A 16842-nucleotide genomic window follows, 5' to 3' on the forward strand; every position below is an offset into this window, starting at 1 on the left:
CGCGGGGGGGGGCCCCCCCCCGGGGGGCGGGCGGGGGGGGGGGGGCGGGGGGGGCCCCCCCCCCCCCCCCCCCCCCCGGGGCCCCCGGGGGGGGGGGGGGGCGGGGGGGGGCGGGCCCCCCGCCGGTGTCAGGCGGACTCGATCCGCTCGACGATCAGCTCGCACAGCTCGTGGGTGCGCAGCGCGTCGCGGGCGGTGAGGGTCTTTCCGGCCCGGAGGGCCTCCAGGAAGGACTGCACCACCTGCTCGATGCCGCGTTGGCGGGCCACCGGGACCCAGTCGCCACGGCGGCGGACGGTGGGCTGGCCGCGGTGGTCGATCACCTCGGCGAGGTTGACCACCTCGCGCTTGGAATCCGCGCCGGAGACCTGGAGGATCTCCTCGGTCGAACCCGAGACGCGGTTCATGATGCCCAGCGCCGTGAAGCCCTCACCGGCGAGGGTGAGGACGACGTGCTCCACCAGACCGTTGCGGGTGCGGGAGCGGACGTCCACGTGCTCGATCTCGCCGGGCACCAGGAACCGCAGGGTGTCCACCACGTGGATGAAGTCGTCGAAGACCAGGGACCGGGCCGCCTCGGGCAGGCCCTCGCGGTTCTTCTGCAGGACGATCAGGTCCCGCGGGCGCTCCTTGGCGAGCAGGTAGCCCGGGGCGTGGCGGCGGTTGAAGCCCACCATGAGCGAGCGGCCGGTGCGCTCGGCGAGGTCCACCAGCCGGCGGGCGCCGTCCAGGGTGTAGTCGAGCGGCTTGTCCACGTAGACGTCCACGCCCGCGGTGAGCAGCTGCTCGACGATCGGGACGTGCTGGTCGGTGGCGGCGTGCACGAAGGCGGCCCGGATGCCGGAGCCGATCAGCTCACCGAGGTCGGTGAAGCGGTGCCCGGCGGCGATCCGGTAGGTCTCGCCGAGGCGGTCGAGCTTGGCCCGGTCCCGGGTCATCAGCCGCAGGTCCAGTCCGGGCAGGGCGGTGAGGACCGGCAGGTAGGCCTTCTGCGCGATGTCGCCGAGGCCGATCACCCCGACCGGCAGCACGGCATCGGGAACGGCGGTCTCACTCATGGAAGCTCCTGCTACGGGACGGACGGTCATCAGGCGGATCCACCCTACGCGTCGGGCACCGGCGACAGCCGGGGCCGTCCTCCGCACGTGTCACGTGCGGAGGACGGGGCGGGCGAGGGGCCACGGCCGGGACGCCGGACCTCACTCGGCCGAGTGCACCAACGCGCCCCCCGTATAGGTCCGGAGGACCCTGGCCTCGCAGATCTCCTCCGCCGGCGCGGCGAAGACGTCGCGGTCGAGCACCACCAGGTCCGCCAGCCGGCCGACCCGCAGAATCCCGGTGTCGTCCAGGCCGTTGACGTGGGCCGAGCCCGCCGTGTACGCGGCGATGGCGCTCGCCAGGTCGAGGCGCTGCTCGGGAAGGAAGACCCGGCCGTCGGTGGCTTCGGGCTCCATCCGGTTGACCGCGACGTGCAGGCCGGCGATCGGGTCGGGGCTGCTGACGGGCCAGTCGCTGCCGGCCGCGAGCGTGGCACCGGCCCGCAGCAGGGAACCGAACGGGTACTGCCAGGCCGCGCGTTCGGGACCGAGGAAGGGGATGGTCAGCTCGTCCATCTGCGGCTCATGGGCGGCCCACAGCGGCTGGATGTTGGCGATCGCGCCGAGCCGGGCGAAGCGTGGCACGTCGTCGGGGTGGACCACCTGCAGATGGGCGAGGTGGTGCCGGGTCGCGCGGCGGCCGTTGGCGGCCCGAGCGGCCTCGACGGCGTCCAGCGCTTCGCGCACCGCGCGGTCGCCCAGCGCGTGGAAGTGCACCTGGAAGTCGAGCCCGTCCAGCTCGGTGACGTAGGACCGCAAGGCCACCGGATCGACGAAGCTCAGACCGGAGTTGGCCGTGGCGCAGCCGCAGGCGTCCAGGTACGGGCTGCCCAGGGCCGCGGTGAAGTTCTCCGCGATGCCGTCCTGCATGATCTTGACCGAGTCCGCCCGGAAGCGGCCGTGGCGCAGCGCCGCCCGCCGGGCGACCAGCTCCGGGATCTGCTCCGCGCCCCGATCGCGGTCCCACCAGAGGGCGCCGGTGACCCGGGCGGTGAGGGAGCCGTCCCGGGCGGCGGCGAGGTAGGCGTCCGAGGGGTCGGGCTGACCGTTGAACTCGCCGAGCAGGGCGTCCTGCCAGCCGGTGATGCCGAGCGAGTGCAGCAGCGCCTGGGCCCGCAGCAGCCCGGCCAGCCGTTCGGCCGCGCTCGTCGGCGGGACGAGCCGGGCGACCAGGCCGGTGGCGCCCTCCTGGAGGACGCCGCTGGGCGTGCCGTCCTGCTCCCGCTCGATCCGGCCGTCGGCCGGGTCCGGGCTCTGCCGGGTGAGACCGGCGAGTTCGAGCGCGCGGGTGTTGGCCCAGGCGCCGTGGTGGTCGCGGTTCAGCAGGTAGACCGGGCGGTCGGGGACCACGGAGTCGAGCAGTTGCCGGGTCGGCAGGCCGCCGTCGAAGCTCTCCATCGACCAGCCGCCGCCGGTGATCCACGCCCGCTCGGGGTGGGTATCGGCGAACTCGCGGACGCGCCGGAGGTACTCGTCGACACCGGTGGTGCCGGTGAGGTCGCACTGGGCGAGCTCCACGCCGCCGTAGACGGCGTGGATGTGCGAGTCCTGGAAGCCCGGGAGCAGCAACTTGCCTCGCAGGTCGATCACTTCGGTCTTCGGGCCGATCAGCTCCCGTACCTCGTCGTGGCCGACGGCCGTGATCCGCTCCCCGGTCACGGCGAGGCTGCTCGCCCGGGTCCGGGCGGAGTCCCCGGTGTGGACGGGACCGTGGGTGAATACCAGGTCTGCCTGGTGCATGGACGTGCTCCAACTGGGGTCGGCGGTCTTCGGGGGGACCGCGGTGGGAAAGGGCGGCGCAGCGCGCGGACGGGACCGCGCAGCGTCCGTCAGACGGTGCGGGCCGAACTGCCGCTGCCGGCCGGGATGTCGGCGGCGAGCGGGCCGTCGTCGCCGGCCCGGCTGTCGGCACCGGCCCGGCTGTCGGCATTGCCCGCTCCGAACCCGGCGGTGAAGTACGGCGATCGGCGGTGCCAGCGGGCCCAGGCGGCGGCCAGCAGGCCGGAGCCGACCATCAGCACCGGGATCAGCAGCTCGAACCAGCCGTTTTCCGCGGAGAGTTCGAAGTGGTCGGCCGAGTCGTAGAAGCTCCAGGCGAGGTATCCGCCGACGCCGAGCAGGGTGGCCGCGCCGAGCAGCGGGGCGACGACCGCCCGCAGCGCCTCGACGGGCGAGGTGCGCAGCAGGGACCGGAAGCGGACGGCGGCGGCGACGGCGGTCAGGGCGTAGTAGAGGGCGACGACGATGCCGATCGCGTTGACCGTGGCGGAGATCAGCGAGCTGACGGTGGGAATGACCAGCGACAGCAGGGCGAGGGCGGTGGCGATCGCCGTGACCAGCAGGGTGCCCGCGGCGGGGGTCCCGTGGCGGGGGTGCAGGCGCGTCCAGACGGGTCCGAGGGTGCCGTCGCGCCCCATCGCGAACATTCCGCGCGCGGTGGGCACGACGGAGGCCTGCAGCGAGGCCATGGCCGAGAAGGTCAGGGCGATCAGCGGCAGTGCGGCGAGCGGCTGGTCGGCGAGCCGGTTACCGAAGTACGTCAGGCCCTGCGCCCCGTTGCCGACCAACTCGTCGATGGGGAGAACGCGCTGGAAGGCGGTGCCGGCGAGCACGAAGAGCAGCATCATCACGGTGAGGGCGATGAAGCCGCCGCGCGAGGCGTCGCGCGGGTCGCGGACCTCCTCGCCCACGCTGAAGACCGACTCGAAGCCCCAGTAGCAGAACACCGCGAGCACCATGCCCTGGGCGAGGGCGTGGAACGAGGGGATGGCCAGCGGATTGAACCAGTCGAGCGAGAAGGGCTGGTCGCCGGCGAACAGGCCGTATCCGCAGAAGCCGAGCAGCACGACGTACTCGAAGATCAGCAGGTACTTCTGCAGCCGGGCGGCGAGGTCGAGCCCGCGCACCGCGACCAGCGCCGACGCGATCAGCACGACCATGCCGAGGGCGGTGCACTGAAGGGTGGAGTCCGGGCTCAGGGACAGGCCCGCGACACTGTGCACGTCGGCCGCACCGAGCAGCTGGATCAGCGCGGATCCGGTCACCGTGGTGGTGTAGGCCATGAACACGACCGTGCCGAGGATGTTGACCCAGCCGGTCAGGAAGCCCAGCCAGGGGTTGAGGGCCGCGCCCACCCACCGGTAGCTGCTCCCGGCGTCGGGGTCGACCCGGTTGAGCCGTCCGTAGCCGCCCGCGATGGCGAGGACGGGCAGGAAGGCCAGTCCCATGATCGCCGGCAGGTGCAGACCGACGATGCCTGCCATCAGACCGAGTCCGATGCCGATACTGCTGGTGGCCGCCGTACTCGATGCGGCGAGCGCCACGGCGCCGCCGACGCCCAGCGACCTGCGCAGTGCGGGCCGGGTGGTCCCGGTGGTCCGGGTTCTCGGGTCTGGGCCCGCGTCGTTGAGCAAGTTTGCCAACGGGTCACCGCCGTCTTCGTGGGGGGGTCGGCCGAACGGGCCGGTGGCAAGCCATGCAACCCGCAAGCCCTTCACAGGTCAATGCTGTTGTCATAAGCGCGCCCGTGGCCGAGCGGGTGACTCCCGAACCGCGGCGGCGACGGAGAAGACCGAGCCGACGCGCAGGCGCCGACGGGCCGGTGGACCGAGGCCGGGAAGACACGACCGCGCCCGTCCCGCTCCGGTTGCCTCAGGTGGGGCGGTCGACTGTGCCGGCCCCGGCCCCTCCTCGCGATCAGGGCGAGCAGCAGACCGGGCGGCCCGGACGGGAGGCAGGTCCCGAGCTCCGGGCCGCACGTACACTCCCCCGGTTCCCCGCGTCAGAGGAGCCAGATCTCCCGGACGGCGCGCAACGGGTCGCGCTCCACCCGGGGTTCGACACCCCATCGCATGGTGGCGCGCCCGTCCCGGTACGACGGCCAGGCCGCCCCCGGGTCGAGGTCACGGACGAAGGCGACCCAGGCGCCGTGGACGGCGTCGGCCAGCGCCTGCGGCGGGTGGGCGCCGAGGGCCGCCTCGGCTCCCTCGGCGTCCAGCAGGTCGAAGGCGAAGGGCAGGTCGATGCAGTGGTAGGCCTGCCCGGTGCGACCGGGAGCGGTGCCCGACCAGTCGAACTGGTAGAGCCAGGTGGGGCGTTCGCCCTCGGACCGGGCGTCGGCGGCCGCCAGGGCGGGGGCGCGGAACAGCCAGTCGGTGATCGCCTCGCCGCCGCCCGCTCCCGGGCGCTCGGTGAGGAAGCGCGCGGCACGGCTGTCGTCCAGTCCCAACTCGGCGAGCAGGCTGATCAGTTCGGCCTCCGTCGGGGAAGCGCCCTGCTCCGCCGGGGCCGCGAACTCGTGCGCGGTGAAGCCGAGCAGCAGCGGCACGTCCACGTCGGCCAGCGCCTCCTGCACCGGCACCGGGACCAGCTCGCCATCGGCGAAGGGCGCGAGGAGCAGCGCAGGCAGCCCGTCCCGTCCCTCACCGGGGGCGTCCAGCGCGTCCTGGAAGGCCAGCAGCTCCGCGTCGGTGGCGTCCCGCAGGGCGGCCGCCGTGGCGGGCACCCCCGTGCGGTCGGCGAACAGCTGGGTGGCGGACTCCGCGCAGGCGCGGTCCTGCGGCCGCATCACCGCGCCGGAGGCCGAGATCGCCGCGCGGAACAGCCCCCGGGCGGCTGGGGTCGCGAGCAGCGTCTGGACGGCGCCGCCGCCCGCCGACTGCCCGGCGACGGTGACCTTCGCCGGGTCGCCGCCGAAGGACGCGATGTTGTCGCGGACCCACTCCAGCGCGGCGATCCAGTCCCGCACGCCCCGGTTGTCGGGGGCGTCCGGCAGGTGCAGGAAGCCCTCGATGCCGAGCCGGTAGCCGATCGAGACCACGACCACGCCGTCCCGGTTGAAGGCCGCGCCGTCGTACCAGGGGCTGGCGGAGCAGCCGGCGACGAAGCCGCCGCCGTGGATCCAGACCAGCACCGGCAGGCCGGCGGCCGGGGCGGGATCCGGGGTGAAGACGTTGAGGTTGAGGATGGACCCGCCGGGGATGGTCGGCTCGGGGATGGTGGTGACCTCGCCGAACGGGCGGCGCTGGGCGGTCGGCCCGTAGGCGGTCGCGTCCAGCACCCCGGTCCACGGCCGGGGCGGTACGGGCGCGGCGAACCGCAGGTCGCCGACGGGCGGCTGGGCGTACGGGACGCCGAGGAAGCGGACGCTGCCGCCGGCGCGGCGCTCGCCGCGCACCGGGCCCTGGCGGGTCGGGACGACCGGGTGGTCCTGCGGTCCTGCGGTGGTCATGCTCTGCTCTTTCCGCTGGGGGTCACGGGCTCGGGGCCCCGCGTTGGGGTCACGGGCGCGGGGCCTCGTGCTCGATGTAGTGCCGGAGCCGGTTGAGCTCCTGGGGGTCAACCGTGCGGACACCATAGGTGCGATCGGCGGTGACGGGGGTGACGGAGATGCGGCCGTCCCGCAGCAGGGCGGTGGCGTCGGCGCCCGGGGCGGTCTCGGTGCTCGCAGACGCCGAGCGTGATGTCGAAGCTGTCGGATCCGCTGGGCTGCCGGAGAGCCGGCCGGGCCGTCCCGCACGACCTGCTGCTGGTCCGCGCCAGCGAGGACGCCTCCGCCGCCGACACCCCCCCCGGTCAGCACGCTCAGCCTCCAGCCCGCCCTCGTCGCGGAGAAGGGCATCGAGCTGCTGATGGCCGCCCTGGAGAGCGGCAGCCGGGAACCGACCGGCGCGCTCGTCCCCACCCTGCTGGAGATCCGGCCCTCCTCCGTCCGGCCCTTCCTACGTCAAGGACGTTGACATAGCCTTCCCGGCATGAGCGAACGCGTAGTCCCCGAGCCCCAGCGGCGGCGCAGGCGGCCCACCAAGCAGGGTGTCGTCCTCTCCGCGCAGCTGATCGTCGACACCGCGCTCCGGCTGATCGGCCAGCACGGCGCCGAAGCGCTCACCGTACGGCGGCTCGGCGCCGCGCTCGGCGCCGACCCCAGCGCCGTCTACCGCTACTTCCGCAGCACCGACGACCTGCTGCTCGCCGTCGCCGACGAACTCATCGGCCGCGCCCGGGCCGGCTGGCAGCCCACCGGCGACTGGCGCGCCGATCTGCGCTCCCTCGGCCTGCGCATCCACTCCGCCTACCAGGCCCACCCGCAGGCCGCCCTGCTCGCCGCCCACCGCACCACCGGCCGCACCCACGAGATCGCCGCCGTCGAAACCCTCCTCGGAATCCTGCGCGCGGCGGGCTTCCCCGACCCCGAGGCCGTCCGGATCTACCACGCCTTCGTCGACCAGAGCCTCGGCTTCGCCGCCCTCGACGCCGCCGCCCTCGCCCTGCCCGTCGCCGCCCAGACAGCGGACCTCGAGGTCTGGCAGGCCTCCTACGCCCGCCTCGACGCCACCACCCACCCCCACATCGCCGCCACGGCCCACCTCCTCGCCACCGACATGCGCCGCAGCGGCTACCCCTACGCCCTCGACCTCCTCCTCGACGCCGCCGCGGCCCGCCTCCCTGCGGCGGGCACGCGGCGGAGCCGACTCGAAGCACCGGGGCCGTCCGGCAGCCAGGAGGCCCGCCGAACAGGACCCTGATCGCGTCGCCGACGCTGCCGACCGTGCCATCCGCGGCACGGAGACCGCCCTACGGCGAGTCAGGGGATCGGCGGTCCGGACCAGCGGCGGACGGTGGCGAGGTCGGCGGTGATGGCGGCGGCGGTTTCGCGCAGCGGCGGGAGGAGGATCGCGCGGGTTTCGGCGGGGGTGCCACGGCCCGCGTGGAGGGCGACGTTGACGGCGGCGACGACGTGGCCGTCGTGGACGGGGACGGCGAGCGAGCGCAGGCCTTCTTCCAGTTCCTGGTCGACCAGGGCGCGACCGTCGCGGGCGGCGGAGGTGATGGTGGCGGCGAGGGCGGCGGGATCGGCCACGGTGGCGGAGGTGAACTGATGGATCGTCATGTCGCCGAGCCGGGAGGCGCGTTCGGATTCGGTCAGCCCTGGTTGCGCATGGGCCTCCTCACCTCCCGTCGAGGCCGAGCAGCCGGGCCGCGTTCTCCTTGAGGATCTTCGGGCGGACCTCGTCCTTGACCGGCGGCGCGGCGAAGTCGGCGGCGACGTCGTCCACGTCCATCGGGTTGGAGTACTCGAGCCGGATGCCGCCGCCCCCGGGCGCGCCCGCGCCGATCCCGGTCTGGCCGGTGTGGAAGACGGCGATCGCACCGGCCTCCTCGATGGCCTCGTACAGCGGGCAGGAGAGCCGGTCATTGGGGTGGAAGGCCTGGATACTGGGGTGGAACTTGAAGCCCTTCACCCCGAACTCCTCGACCAGGGGCCGGATCTGGCGCACCGGCGCCGTCAACCGGGAGTGGGACGGCACCTGGACGGTGGTCGGTTTCTCCCTCCCCGGGGCCTGGCGTCGCGAACGGCACGACCTGCGCTCCCGGCTGGTCCGGGGCGGGCTCGCCCCGCTGCAGAGTGGCCTGTGGACGGCGCCCGGCGAGGTGGACGTGGCCGCCCTGGTCGAGGGGCTCGGGCTGGAGGGCCACCTGCGGGTCTTCCACGGCCGGGCCGCCGCCCCCACCGAGGCGGCCGGCCTGCCGGCCGCCTTCGACCTCGCCTCGACCGCCGTCGGCTACCGCGCCTTCCTGGCCCGCTGGGGCGGCGCCGAGCCCGGCACCCCGGCCGAGGACGACCTGGCCCGCCGGCTCCTGCTGCACACCGACTGACTGGACCTCGTCCGGGGCGATCCGCACCTGTCGGCCGGGCATCTGCCCGCCGACTGGCCGGCCGAGGCCGCCGAGCGGCTGTTCCGCGACCTGGCGCACCGCTACGAGCCGGGGGCCGAGGCGATCGCCGCCGAGATCCTGAACCGGATCGAGGTCCCGGCGGCGTGAGGCTTATGTCAACACCATTGACGTTGAAAGCGGCCCGGCGGTCTGATGACCGTATCCAGAGGCCCTGACCCTCCATGCACCGAAGGAGCCACCGCCATGGCCGACCCCGTCCGCGCCCTCCAGGACACCCAGCCCGTACCGTTCTGGCTCGACGACCCCGGCCGTCCCACGGCCGCCTCCGCCCTGGTCGGTGACGTCCGGTGCGACCTGCTGGTGGTCGGCGGCGGCTACAGCGGGCTGTGGACGGCGCTGATCGCCAAGGAACGCGACCCCTCACTCGACGTGGTGCTGATCGAGGGGCAGGAGATCGGCTGGGCCGCCTCCGGGCGCAACGGCGGGTTCTGCGAGGCCAGCCTCACCCACGGCCTCGCCAACGGGCACCAGCGCTGGCCGGGCGAACTCGCCACGCTGGAGCGGCTCGGCGCCGCCAACCTGCAGGCCATGGAGGACACCGTCAAGCGGTACGGCATCGACTGCGACTGGGAGCGCACCGGCTCACTCGTCGTCGCCACCGAGCCCTACCAGGTCGACGGCCTGCACGAGTTCGCCGAACTCGCCGCCCGCTACGGCGGCACACTCGACTTCCTCGACCGCCAGGCCGTCCGCGCCGAGATCGACTCCCCCGCCTTCCTCGGCGCCCTGTGGGACCGCGAGGGCGTGGCCATGGTCAACCCCGCCCGCCTCGCCTGGGGCCTCAAGCAGGCCTGCCTGGACCTGGGCGTCCGCATCCACGAGCACACCCGGGCCACCGCGCTGACCGACTCCCCGCGCGGGATCACCGTCCGCACCCCGTACGGCCGGGTCGGCGCCCGGCGCGTCGCCCTCGCCACCAACGCCTTCCCCTCGCTGCTGCGCCGCCACCGGCTCTACACCGTGCCGGTCTACGACTACGCGCTGATGACCGAGCCGCTCAGCGAGGAACAGCTCGCCTCCGTCGGCTGGCGCAACCGCCAGGGCTTCGCCGACAGCGCCAACCACTTCCACTACGTCCGGCTCTCCGCCGACAACCGCATCCTGTGGGGCGGGTACGACGTGGTCCACCAGTTCCGCAGCCGGGTCCGGGCGGAGCGCGACCAGCGGCCGGAGACCTTCGCGACACTCGCGGGGCACTTCTTCCAGACCTTCCCCCAGCTGGCCGACGTCCGGTTCAGCCACGCCTGGGGCGGTGCGATCGACACCTGCACCCGGTTCAGCGCCTTCTTCGACCTCTCGCACGGCGGCCGGGTCGCCTACGCCGCCGGCTTCACCGGCCTCGGCGTCGGCGCCACCCGCTTCGGCGCCGAGGTGATGCTCGATCTGCTGGCCGGCGAGCGCACCGAGCGCACCGCTCTGGAGATGGTCCGACGCAAGCCGGTGCCCTTCCCGCCCGAGCCGGCCCGCTCGATCGGCATCGGCATCACCCAGTGGGCGCTCACCCGCGCCGACGCCGACAACGGCCGGCGCAACCTCTGGCTGCGCACCCTCGACCGGTTCGGCCTCGGCTTCGACAGCTGACAGCTGACAGCTGACAGCTGACAGCTGACAGCACGGACGTTCCTGAACGTCGCCCGGCGGTTCCCGACCCGCCGGGCGACCGATCGTGGTTTCTCGACGCGATCTGTCGACCCCGCCCGGGAGGCGTTCGGGTCCGGCCACCGGCCGACCCCGCCCGCCGCCGAACCACCCGTACGGCCCGTCAGCCCCAGGGGGAGGCGGCGGACAGCTCGGAGGTCTTGCCGACCACCAGCAGTACCAGCACGGCGAGCACCACCAGGACCCCGGCCGTCTGCACCGCCGCCCGGCCGGTACGGGGCGCGAAGACCAGGGCGGCCCCCAGCGCGCCGCCGGCCAGCAGTCCGCCGAGGTGGCCCTGCCAGGAGGTGTAGCCGGCCGAGAGCACCAGCCAGAGCAGCGAGCCCACCAGCTGGCGTCCGCCGCCGAGCGGATCGTGGTGCATCCGCCGGGTCATCAGGAAGTACGCCCCGACCAGGCCGAAGATCGCCCCGGACGCGCCCAGCGAGGCCTGCTCGGGCGCGACGACGTACCCGAGGACGGAGCCGCCGAGAGCGGCGGTCAGGTAGAGCGCCAGGAAGCGGGTCCGGCCGAGCTGATGCTCGATCACCCGGCCGAACAGCCAGAGCGAGTACATGTTCAGCAGGATGTGCGCGATGCCGAACCGCCCCTCGGTGGCGGGCAGGTGCATGAAGGCCGAGGTGATCAGCCGGTACCACTCGCCGTGCGCGACCCCGGCCTCGTGGAAGCCGGGCGGCAGCACCCCGCCCTCGACGACGTACAGGTGGCCGTCCGGCCCCAGCACTCCCTGGCCGAGGTTCTCGAAGCGCTCGACCACCCAGGGCCGGACCAGCTCCAGCAGGTACACCAGGACGTTCACGCCGATCAGCAGGTACGTCAGCACCGGCGTGCTGACGAGCCGTCCGCCGAAGACCGTCCGGGCCTGCCGGACGCTGCGCTGCCCCTCCCTCACGCACTCCGGGCACTGGTGGCCGATCGGCGCGTCCCGCATGCAGTCGGGGCATATGTAGCGCTCGCACCGGGTGCACCGGATGTACGACTCCCGGCGGGGATGCCGGAAACAGGTGGTGGGCGGCGTCTCGGGGGCCTGCGGCCCCTCGGCGACGGGTACGGCGTCCATGGAAAGTGGGCTCCGGGATCCTGACGGCGGGTTGCGCGGCCGCGACGTGGCGACCGCGACCCGATGGCCGCGGCTTCGCGGCGATGCAGCGAACAAGATAGCGAAACCGCGCAGGTGACGGCGGAGCAGGGGCCGTCACGATCCGCCGGCGGGCCCTCGGGCGGCGTCGGCCCGCCGGGGTACGGCGGGCTCAGGTGCTCAGGTCCCCCTACCTGCCGTCATGCCGGTGACGACGCCCCGGGTACGGCCGCTGGCCGGGGCTCAGGCCTGCGCACCCGCGCACTGCGGGTGTCCCCAGCCGGTGCCGACCTTGGTGATCGTGTCGCCCTTGGCGTAGGGGCGGGTGCACGCGCACGTCCCGGGGTATCGCGCGGACAGCGTCCTCGGAGCGCCCGAGGACGTCCTCTTCGCCGCGGGCGAGGAGGCGCGGCGCCCGCCCCGCGGCGCCGGGGCCGGAACGGGATCCGGTACCGGGAGGTCGGCAGCGGTGCCACCGGCACCCTCCTGGGTACGGGCGGCATCGCTGGCGGCCTTGTCGGCGACCGCGTTCAGCGGGTCGCCGTTCACCTGGTGGGCGGGGACGTAGACGAAGGTGACGTCGCGCCCCTCCAGGAGCGCGTCGATGCGCTGGATCAGCTCGCGGTTGGCCACCGGCTTGCCGGCCGCGGTCTTCCAGCCGTTGCGCTTCCACGCCGCCAGCCACTTCGTCGCCGCGTCGCGGGTGTACGTGCTGTCGAGACGGACCTCCAGCGGCGCGGCGGGATCCGTCGCGGCCAGCAGTCGCTCCAGCGCGGTCAGCTCACCGACGTTGTTGGTGCTGTGCCCCAGCGGACCGGACTGCCAGCGCTGGGGAGCCCCGGCACTGTCCGCAACCACATAGGCCCAGGCCGCCGGGCCGGGGTTGCCCTTGGCGGCTCCGTCACAGGCTGCGATGACTCGTTCGACCATGCACCGATCATGCCAGGCCCGGCACCCGCCTCGAAAACAGGGGCCACCAACCCCGCCCGCGCACCCGAGGACCGCGGCCGAAAGCCCGATCCGGGCGGCACTGCCGCGACGGGGGCTCCCGGCCGGCCGCGGCTCATCGGCGGCGGCCCGCCGGGACCGGCCCGGTGGCACTACCGTCCGGCGGTGTGGAGGATGCGGTCGGCCACCAGGTCCGGCCGGTCGGTCGGCAAGGCGTGGCCGGCGCCGGGCACGATCTCCACCCGGGCGGAGGGGACGAGCCGGCCGAGGCGGTCGGCGACCTCGCGCGCGTCGTGCATGGCGCTGCGCGCCCCGAGCAGGAACAGCGCGGGGACACGCAGGCGGCGCAGTTCCTCGTCGGAGAAGACCGGGGGCACCGGGAGTGCGCGGCGGAATCCCATCGACGCCCGCAGCAGGCTCATCAGTTCGCTCTCCAGGATGGCGCTGTTGCCGACCAGGCGGGCCAGCCGGGGGCGGAGCGGGCGCGGCGCGGCCGCGGCGAGTCCGCCGGCGACCAGCCAGGCGTAGAACCGGGGGCCGGTGCCGGCGAAGCCCGCGGGGTCCAGCAGGGTGAGGGAGGCGACCCGGCCGGGGCGGTGGATCTGGTGGTTGAGCGCCAGCCAGCCGCCGTAGGAGCAGCCGACGACCTGGGCGGCCGTCACCTCCAGTGCGGCCAGGAGTTCGTCCAGCCAGTCGGCTCCGTCCCGGCCGTCGCCGATCGGGGCGGTCTGCACGCTCGCGCCCGGCTCGCCGATCGCGTCGACGGCGATGACCGGGCGGTGCCGAGCCAGCACGTCGATGTACCGGTACCACATCAGCGCGTTTCCGCCCGAGCCGGGCAGCAGCACGATCGGCTCGCCGCTCTGCGGGCCGGTTCGGTAGACGCGGGTGGTCCCGAACGTGGTCGGAAGGTCCAGCGCCGTCCGGGGCCCGGGCCACAGGTCCGCCAGAGTCCGCTCGTAGGCGGCCCGAAATCGGTCCCTGGCCTGGTCGTTCCTGAACTGGCTGATTCGCATGATACGTGTGTATCACGACATGATACGGGTGTACCAGGGAGGTGCACATGAACGTGCGGGTCGATCACGAGGAACGCAGACGGCAGATCGCCGAGGCGCTGTTGCGCATCGCCGACACCCAGGGTCTGCAGTCGGCCAGCATGCGGGCGGTCGCCGCCGAGGCCGGCGTCTCCCTGCGGCTGGTGCAGTACTACTTCGCGACCAAGGAAGGGCTGCTGCTGGACGCGCTGGACCGGCTCGGCGCCCAGATCCAGGCCCGCATGGCGCAGTGGATCGGCGCGGCGGGCTCCCCGCCCACACCACGCGGCCTGGTGACCGCGGTCCTGTCGAGCATCCTGCCGACCGATCCGGAGAGCCGCCGGATCACCAGGACCTACGCCGCGTACTACACGCTGGTGCTCAGCGATCCCGAAGTGCTGGAGAAGCACGGGACGGCCCAGCCCGACCTGCTGGAGGGCTTCCTCGCCAAGCAGATCCGCGCCGCCCGGCAGGCCGGGGAGATCGACCCCGGCAAGGACCCCGAGATGACCGCCGCCGGACTGCTGGCCCTGGTCAACGGCCTGGGCTCAAGCGTGCTCGGCGGCCAGCGCACCGGCGACGCCGCGCTGGCGATCCTCACCCATCACCTGGACGAGCTGTTCCGATCGCCCTGAGCCGGGACAGCCGACCACCCGCCCACTGGGCCCGCCCCTTCCGGCTGTTCCTCGGCCGATGCCGTCCGGCAGCGGAACGCCGTGGTCCAGCATCCGCTCCGTCACCGCACGCCGTTCATCGCCGTCCTCCATCAGCAGGACCATGCGGGTGATCCGGTTGAAGATCGTCGGGATGTCGACGATCCCGCCCCGGCGGAGAACCCGGCCGGGCTCCGACCCGTCCCAGAGGTAGGCGCATTCCTCGATGTCAGCGAGGGTCCCGTCGTTCACCCGGTGGCCGCCGCCGCCTCGGCCAGGGCGTCCAGCACCGGACGGATCAGCGGGTGTCCGTCCGCCCCGGCCCGGACCGCGGCGAAGACCCGGCGGGTCGCGAGGGCGCTGTCCACCGGCCGCACCGCGACCTGGCCGAGGTCCACCCCGCGCAGCGCGGAGCGCGGCACCAGGGCGACACCGGCACCGGCCGACGCCAGCGCGACCACCGCGCGGAAGTCGTCCGAGGAGTGCACCAGGCGTGGCTGGAAACCCGCGTGCTCGCAGGCCAGCAGGACCACGTCGTGGCAGGGGTTGCCGGGGTAGGGGCCGATCCAGGGTTCGGCGGCGAGGTCGGCGACGGCGATCGGGCCCCGGCCGGCCGCCAGCGGGTGGGCGAGCGGCAGCACCGCCTCGAACGGTTCGGCGTACAGCGGCACGCGGGTGAGCCGGGCGTCGTCGGCGCGCGGCGCGCCCCGGTACTCGACGGCCACGGCGAGGTCGGCCCGCCCGTCGAGGACCATCGGAAGGCTGGCGTCCCCCTCGGCGTCCAGCACCTTGAGGCGGACGCCGGGCGCACGGGTCACCAGGGTGCCGATGGCGGGTGCGAGGACGAGGGCGATGCCGGTGGCGAAGGAGGCGACGGTGACCTCGCCCGCGACGCCCGCGCTGTAGGCGGCGAGGTCGGCCTCGGCACGTTCGAGCTGGGCGAGGACGGCGTCGGCGTGACCGAGCAGGATCTCCCCGGCGGCGGTGAGCCGGACGCCCCGTCCCTCGCGGGCGAGCAGGTGGTGGCCGGTCTCCTGTTCCAGGGCGGTCAGCTGCTGGGAGACGGCGGAGGGGGTGAGGTAGAGGGCGGCCGCCGCGGCGGTCACGGTGCGGTGGTCCGCCACGGCCCGCAGGGTCCGCAGCCGTCGTGCGTCGATCACGGGCCAATTCTGCCAGTGCGGCGCGGCCCGCCCTCCCCGGAGTGGAAAGTCGGCCGGGACGACTTCTCACTCCGGGGCAGGAGGGTGGGGCAGGTGGTCTGGTGTGCCGTGCGGCGGAGGCGGGCTGGTCCAGCCTCCGCCGCACGGCGGCTTGGGGCCCGCGGCGCGTCCGGTTCCGAGCGGACGGGCCACGGGCGGTCCGGTGGGGCGCACCCGGCGAAGGGCGCCCGGGCGCCAAGCCGAGCCGAGCGGAGCCGCCCCGGGTGGGGGGCTACTCCCCCAGGGCCGCCCGGGCGTCGATGAAGGCGGCGACGGCGCGCTCGACGTCCTCGGTGGAGTGGGCGGCGGACAGCTGCACCCGGATCCGGGCCTGGCCGTGCGGGACGACCGGGAACGAGAACCCGATCACGTACACGCCGCGCTCCAGCAGCAGCTCGGCGAGCCGGCCGGCCCTGGCGGCGTCGCCGATCATCACCGGGGCGATCGGGTGGTCGCCGGGCAGGATCTCGAAGCCGGCCTCGGTCATCCTGGACCGGAACAGCGCCGTGTTGGCGGCCAGCTGCTCGCGCAGCTCCGTCGAACGCTCGACCAGGTCGAGCACCTTCAGCGAGGCGGCGGCGATCACCGGGGCGAGCGAGTTCGAGAACAGGTACGGCCGCGAACGCTGGCGCAGCAGGGCGACGATCTCCCGGCGGGCGGCGACGTAGCCGCCGGAGGCACCGCCGAGGGCCTTGCCGAGGGTGCCGGTGATGATGTCGACGCGGTCCAGCACGCCGTGCAGCTCGGGGGTGCCGCGCCCGTTGGGGCCGACGAAGCCGACGGCGTGCGAGTCGTCCACCATGACCATGGCGTCGTAGCGCTCGGCCAGGTCGCAGATCTCGCGCAGCGGGGCGACGTAGCCGTCCATCGAGAAGACGCCGTCGGTGACGATCAGCCGGCGGCGGGCGTCGGCGGTCTCCTTGAGCTGCTGTTCGAGGTCGGCCAGGTCGCGGTTGGCGTAGCGGTGGCGGCGGGCCTTGCAGAGGCGGATGCCGTCGATGATGCTCGCGTGGTTGAGCGCGTCGGAGATGACGGCGTCCCGCTCGTCGAGCAGGGTCTCGAAGACGCCGCCGTTGGCGTCGAAGCAGGAGGAGTACAGGATGGTGTCCTCCTGGCCGAGGAAGGCCGAGAGGCGGTCCTCCAGCTCCTTGTGGACGTCCTGGGTGCCGCAGATGAAGCGCACCGAGGCCATGCCGTAGCCCCAGCGGTCCAGCGCCTCCTTGGCCGCGCCGATCACCTCGGGGTGGTCGGCCAGGCCGAGGTAGTTGTTGGCGCAGAAGTTGAGCACCTCCCCGGGGCGCCCGCCGGTGGTGACGGTGACGGCGGCGCTCTGCGGGCTGCCGATCACCCGCTCGGGCTTGAAGAGGCCGGCCTCGCGGATCTCGTCGAGGGTGGCGGCCAGGTCGTCGCGCACGTTGTCGAACACGGTGTCTCCCT

General features: G+C 74.0%; 15 protein-coding genes and 1 pseudogene. 5 read left to right on the plus strand and 11 right to left on the minus strand.

The window, feature by feature from the left end; all coding sequences use genetic code 11:
• Nucleotides 1-128 precede the first annotated feature (128 nt).
• From ACIO5D_RS31155 to ACIO5D_RS31170, 4 genes are all read right to left on the minus strand, one after another.
• Nucleotides 129-1028, minus strand: a complete 900-nt coding sequence (locus tag ACIO5D_RS31155; protein ID WP_363611577.1) for a Gfo/Idh/MocA family oxidoreductase — start codon at nucleotides 1026-1028, stop codon at nucleotides 129-131.
• A gap of 171 nt (nucleotides 1029-1199) precedes the next feature.
• Complete coding sequence (locus tag ACIO5D_RS31160; protein ID WP_400655279.1) at nucleotides 1200-2837, minus strand: amidohydrolase; 1638 nt, start codon at nucleotides 2835-2837, stop codon at nucleotides 1200-1202.
• An 89-nt stretch (nucleotides 2838-2926) separates the two neighbouring features.
• A complete protein-coding gene (locus ACIO5D_RS31165) occupies nucleotides 2927-4510 on the minus strand; it encodes an APC family permease (RefSeq protein WP_363611576.1) in 1584 nt (527 codons plus the stop codon).
• 368 nt (nucleotides 4511-4878) lie between these two features.
• Nucleotides 4879-6327 (minus strand): carboxylesterase/lipase family protein, encoded by a 1449-nt coding sequence (locus ACIO5D_RS31170; protein WP_400799272.1) that lies wholly within the window; start codon nucleotides 6325-6327, stop codon nucleotides 4879-4881.
• 523 nt (nucleotides 6328-6850) lie between these two features.
• Between ACIO5D_RS31170 and ACIO5D_RS31175 the strand changes: the two genes are divergently transcribed.
• Nucleotides 6851-7621, plus strand: a complete 771-nt coding sequence (locus tag ACIO5D_RS31175) for a TetR/AcrR family transcriptional regulator (RefSeq protein WP_400655273.1) — start codon at nucleotides 6851-6853, stop codon at nucleotides 7619-7621.
• Nucleotides 7622-7680: 59 nt separating this feature from the next.
• Here ACIO5D_RS31175 and ACIO5D_RS31180 read toward each other — a convergent pair whose 3' ends face one another.
• Nucleotides 7681-8022: an IclR family transcriptional regulator C-terminal domain-containing protein gene (locus tag ACIO5D_RS31180; RefSeq protein WP_400799315.1), complete on the minus strand. Its 342-nt coding sequence runs from the start codon at nucleotides 8020-8022 to the stop codon at nucleotides 7681-7683.
• 22 nt (nucleotides 8023-8044) lie between these two features.
• Nucleotides 8045-8380, minus strand: a pseudogene (locus tag ACIO5D_RS31185) (amidohydrolase family protein); the annotation flags it as partial.
• Between ACIO5D_RS31185 and ACIO5D_RS31190 the strand changes: the two are divergent.
• The 3 genes from ACIO5D_RS31190 to ACIO5D_RS31200 all read left to right on the plus strand — a co-directional run bounded on the left by ACIO5D_RS31190 (nucleotide 8325) and on the right by ACIO5D_RS31200 (nucleotide 10415).
• A complete protein-coding gene (locus ACIO5D_RS31190) occupies nucleotides 8325-8753 on the plus strand; it encodes a hypothetical protein (RefSeq protein ID WP_400799275.1) in 429 nt (142 codons plus the stop codon). The pseudogene ACIO5D_RS31185 and the gene ACIO5D_RS31190 sit on opposite strands and share 56 nt — an antisense overlap.
• Nucleotides 8754-8921 carry a PaaX family transcriptional regulator C-terminal domain-containing protein gene (locus ACIO5D_RS31195; RefSeq protein ID WP_400799318.1) on the plus strand — a complete coding sequence of 56 codons (168 nt, stop codon included), beginning with the start codon at nucleotides 8754-8756 and terminating at the stop codon, nucleotides 8919-8921.
• A gap of 96 nt (nucleotides 8922-9017) precedes the next feature.
• On the plus strand, nucleotides 9018-10415 hold the full coding sequence (locus tag ACIO5D_RS31200; RefSeq protein ID WP_363611530.1) for an FAD-dependent oxidoreductase: 1398 nt from the start codon (nucleotides 9018-9020) through the stop codon (nucleotides 10413-10415).
• Between the two features lie 181 nt (nucleotides 10416-10596).
• Here the strand turns inward: ACIO5D_RS31200 and ACIO5D_RS31205 are convergent, their stop codons facing one another.
• The 3 genes from ACIO5D_RS31205 to ACIO5D_RS31215 all read right to left on the minus strand — a co-directional run bounded on the left by ACIO5D_RS31205 (nucleotide 10597) and on the right by ACIO5D_RS31215 (nucleotide 13535).
• Entirely contained in the window at nucleotides 10597-11553 is a 957-nt protein-coding gene (locus ACIO5D_RS31205) for a rhomboid family intramembrane serine protease (RefSeq protein WP_363611528.1), read from the minus strand.
• Between the two features lie 261 nt (nucleotides 11554-11814).
• Nucleotides 11815-12501 carry a ribonuclease H gene (locus tag ACIO5D_RS31210; protein WP_363611526.1) on the minus strand — a complete coding sequence of 229 codons (687 nt, stop codon included), beginning with the start codon at nucleotides 12499-12501 and terminating at the stop codon, nucleotides 11815-11817.
• 170 nt (nucleotides 12502-12671) lie between these two features.
• Entirely contained in the window at nucleotides 12672-13535 is an 864-nt protein-coding gene (locus tag ACIO5D_RS31215; protein ID WP_363611524.1) for an alpha/beta fold hydrolase, read from the minus strand.
• A 53-nt stretch (nucleotides 13536-13588) separates the two neighbouring features.
• Here ACIO5D_RS31215 and ACIO5D_RS31220 point away from each other — a divergent pair, with 53 nt between their 5' ends.
• Complete coding sequence (locus tag ACIO5D_RS31220) at nucleotides 13589-14188, plus strand: TetR/AcrR family transcriptional regulator (RefSeq protein ID WP_363611573.1); 600 nt, start codon at nucleotides 13589-13591, stop codon at nucleotides 14186-14188.
• A 266-nt stretch (nucleotides 14189-14454) separates the two neighbouring features.
• On the opposite strand, the gene ACIO5D_RS31225 is transcribed toward ACIO5D_RS31220, so the two are convergent.
• Both ACIO5D_RS31225 and ACIO5D_RS31230 read right to left on the minus strand, forming a co-directional pair.
• Complete coding sequence (locus ACIO5D_RS31225) at nucleotides 14455-15366, minus strand: LysR family transcriptional regulator (RefSeq protein WP_363611522.1); 912 nt, start codon at nucleotides 15364-15366, stop codon at nucleotides 14455-14457.
• 271 nt (nucleotides 15367-15637) lie between these two features.
• On the minus strand, nucleotides 15638-16831 hold the full coding sequence (locus ACIO5D_RS31230; protein ID WP_363611520.1) for a glycine C-acetyltransferase: 1194 nt from the start codon (nucleotides 16829-16831) through the stop codon (nucleotides 15638-15640).
• Nucleotides 16832-16842: the final 11 nt, after the last annotated feature.

This window comes from Kitasatospora sp. NPDC087315 (assembly GCF_044744345.1).
Taxonomy (GTDB): domain Bacteria; phylum Actinomycetota; class Actinomycetes; order Streptomycetales; family Streptomycetaceae; genus Kitasatospora.

Excerpts from the sequence above, each read along its gene's own strand:
- ACIO5D_RS31160 (WP_400655279.1), bottom strand. The coding sequence starts at position 2,837 with ATGCACCAGGCAGACCTGGTATTCACCCACGGTCCCGTCCACACCGGG.
- ACIO5D_RS31205 (WP_363611528.1), bottom strand. The coding sequence starts at position 11,553 with ATGGACGCCGTACCCGTCGCCGAGGGGCCGCAGGCCCCCGAGACGCCG.
- ACIO5D_RS31200 (WP_363611530.1), top strand. The coding sequence starts at position 9,018 with ATGGCCGACCCCGTCCGCGCCCTCCAGGACACCCAGCCCGTACCGTTC.
- ACIO5D_RS31210 (WP_363611526.1), bottom strand. The coding sequence starts at position 12,501 with ATGGTCGAACGAGTCATCGCAGCCTGTGACGGAGCCGCCAAGGGCAAC.
- ACIO5D_RS31215 (WP_363611524.1), bottom strand. The coding sequence starts at position 13,535 with ATGCGAATCAGCCAGTTCAGGAACGACCAGGCCAGGGACCGATTTCGG.
- ACIO5D_RS31170 (WP_400799272.1), bottom strand. The coding sequence starts at position 6,327 with ATGACCACCGCAGGACCGCAGGACCACCCGGTCGTCCCGACCCGCCAG.
- ACIO5D_RS31175 (WP_400655273.1), top strand. The coding sequence starts at position 6,851 with ATGAGCGAACGCGTAGTCCCCGAGCCCCAGCGGCGGCGCAGGCGGCCC.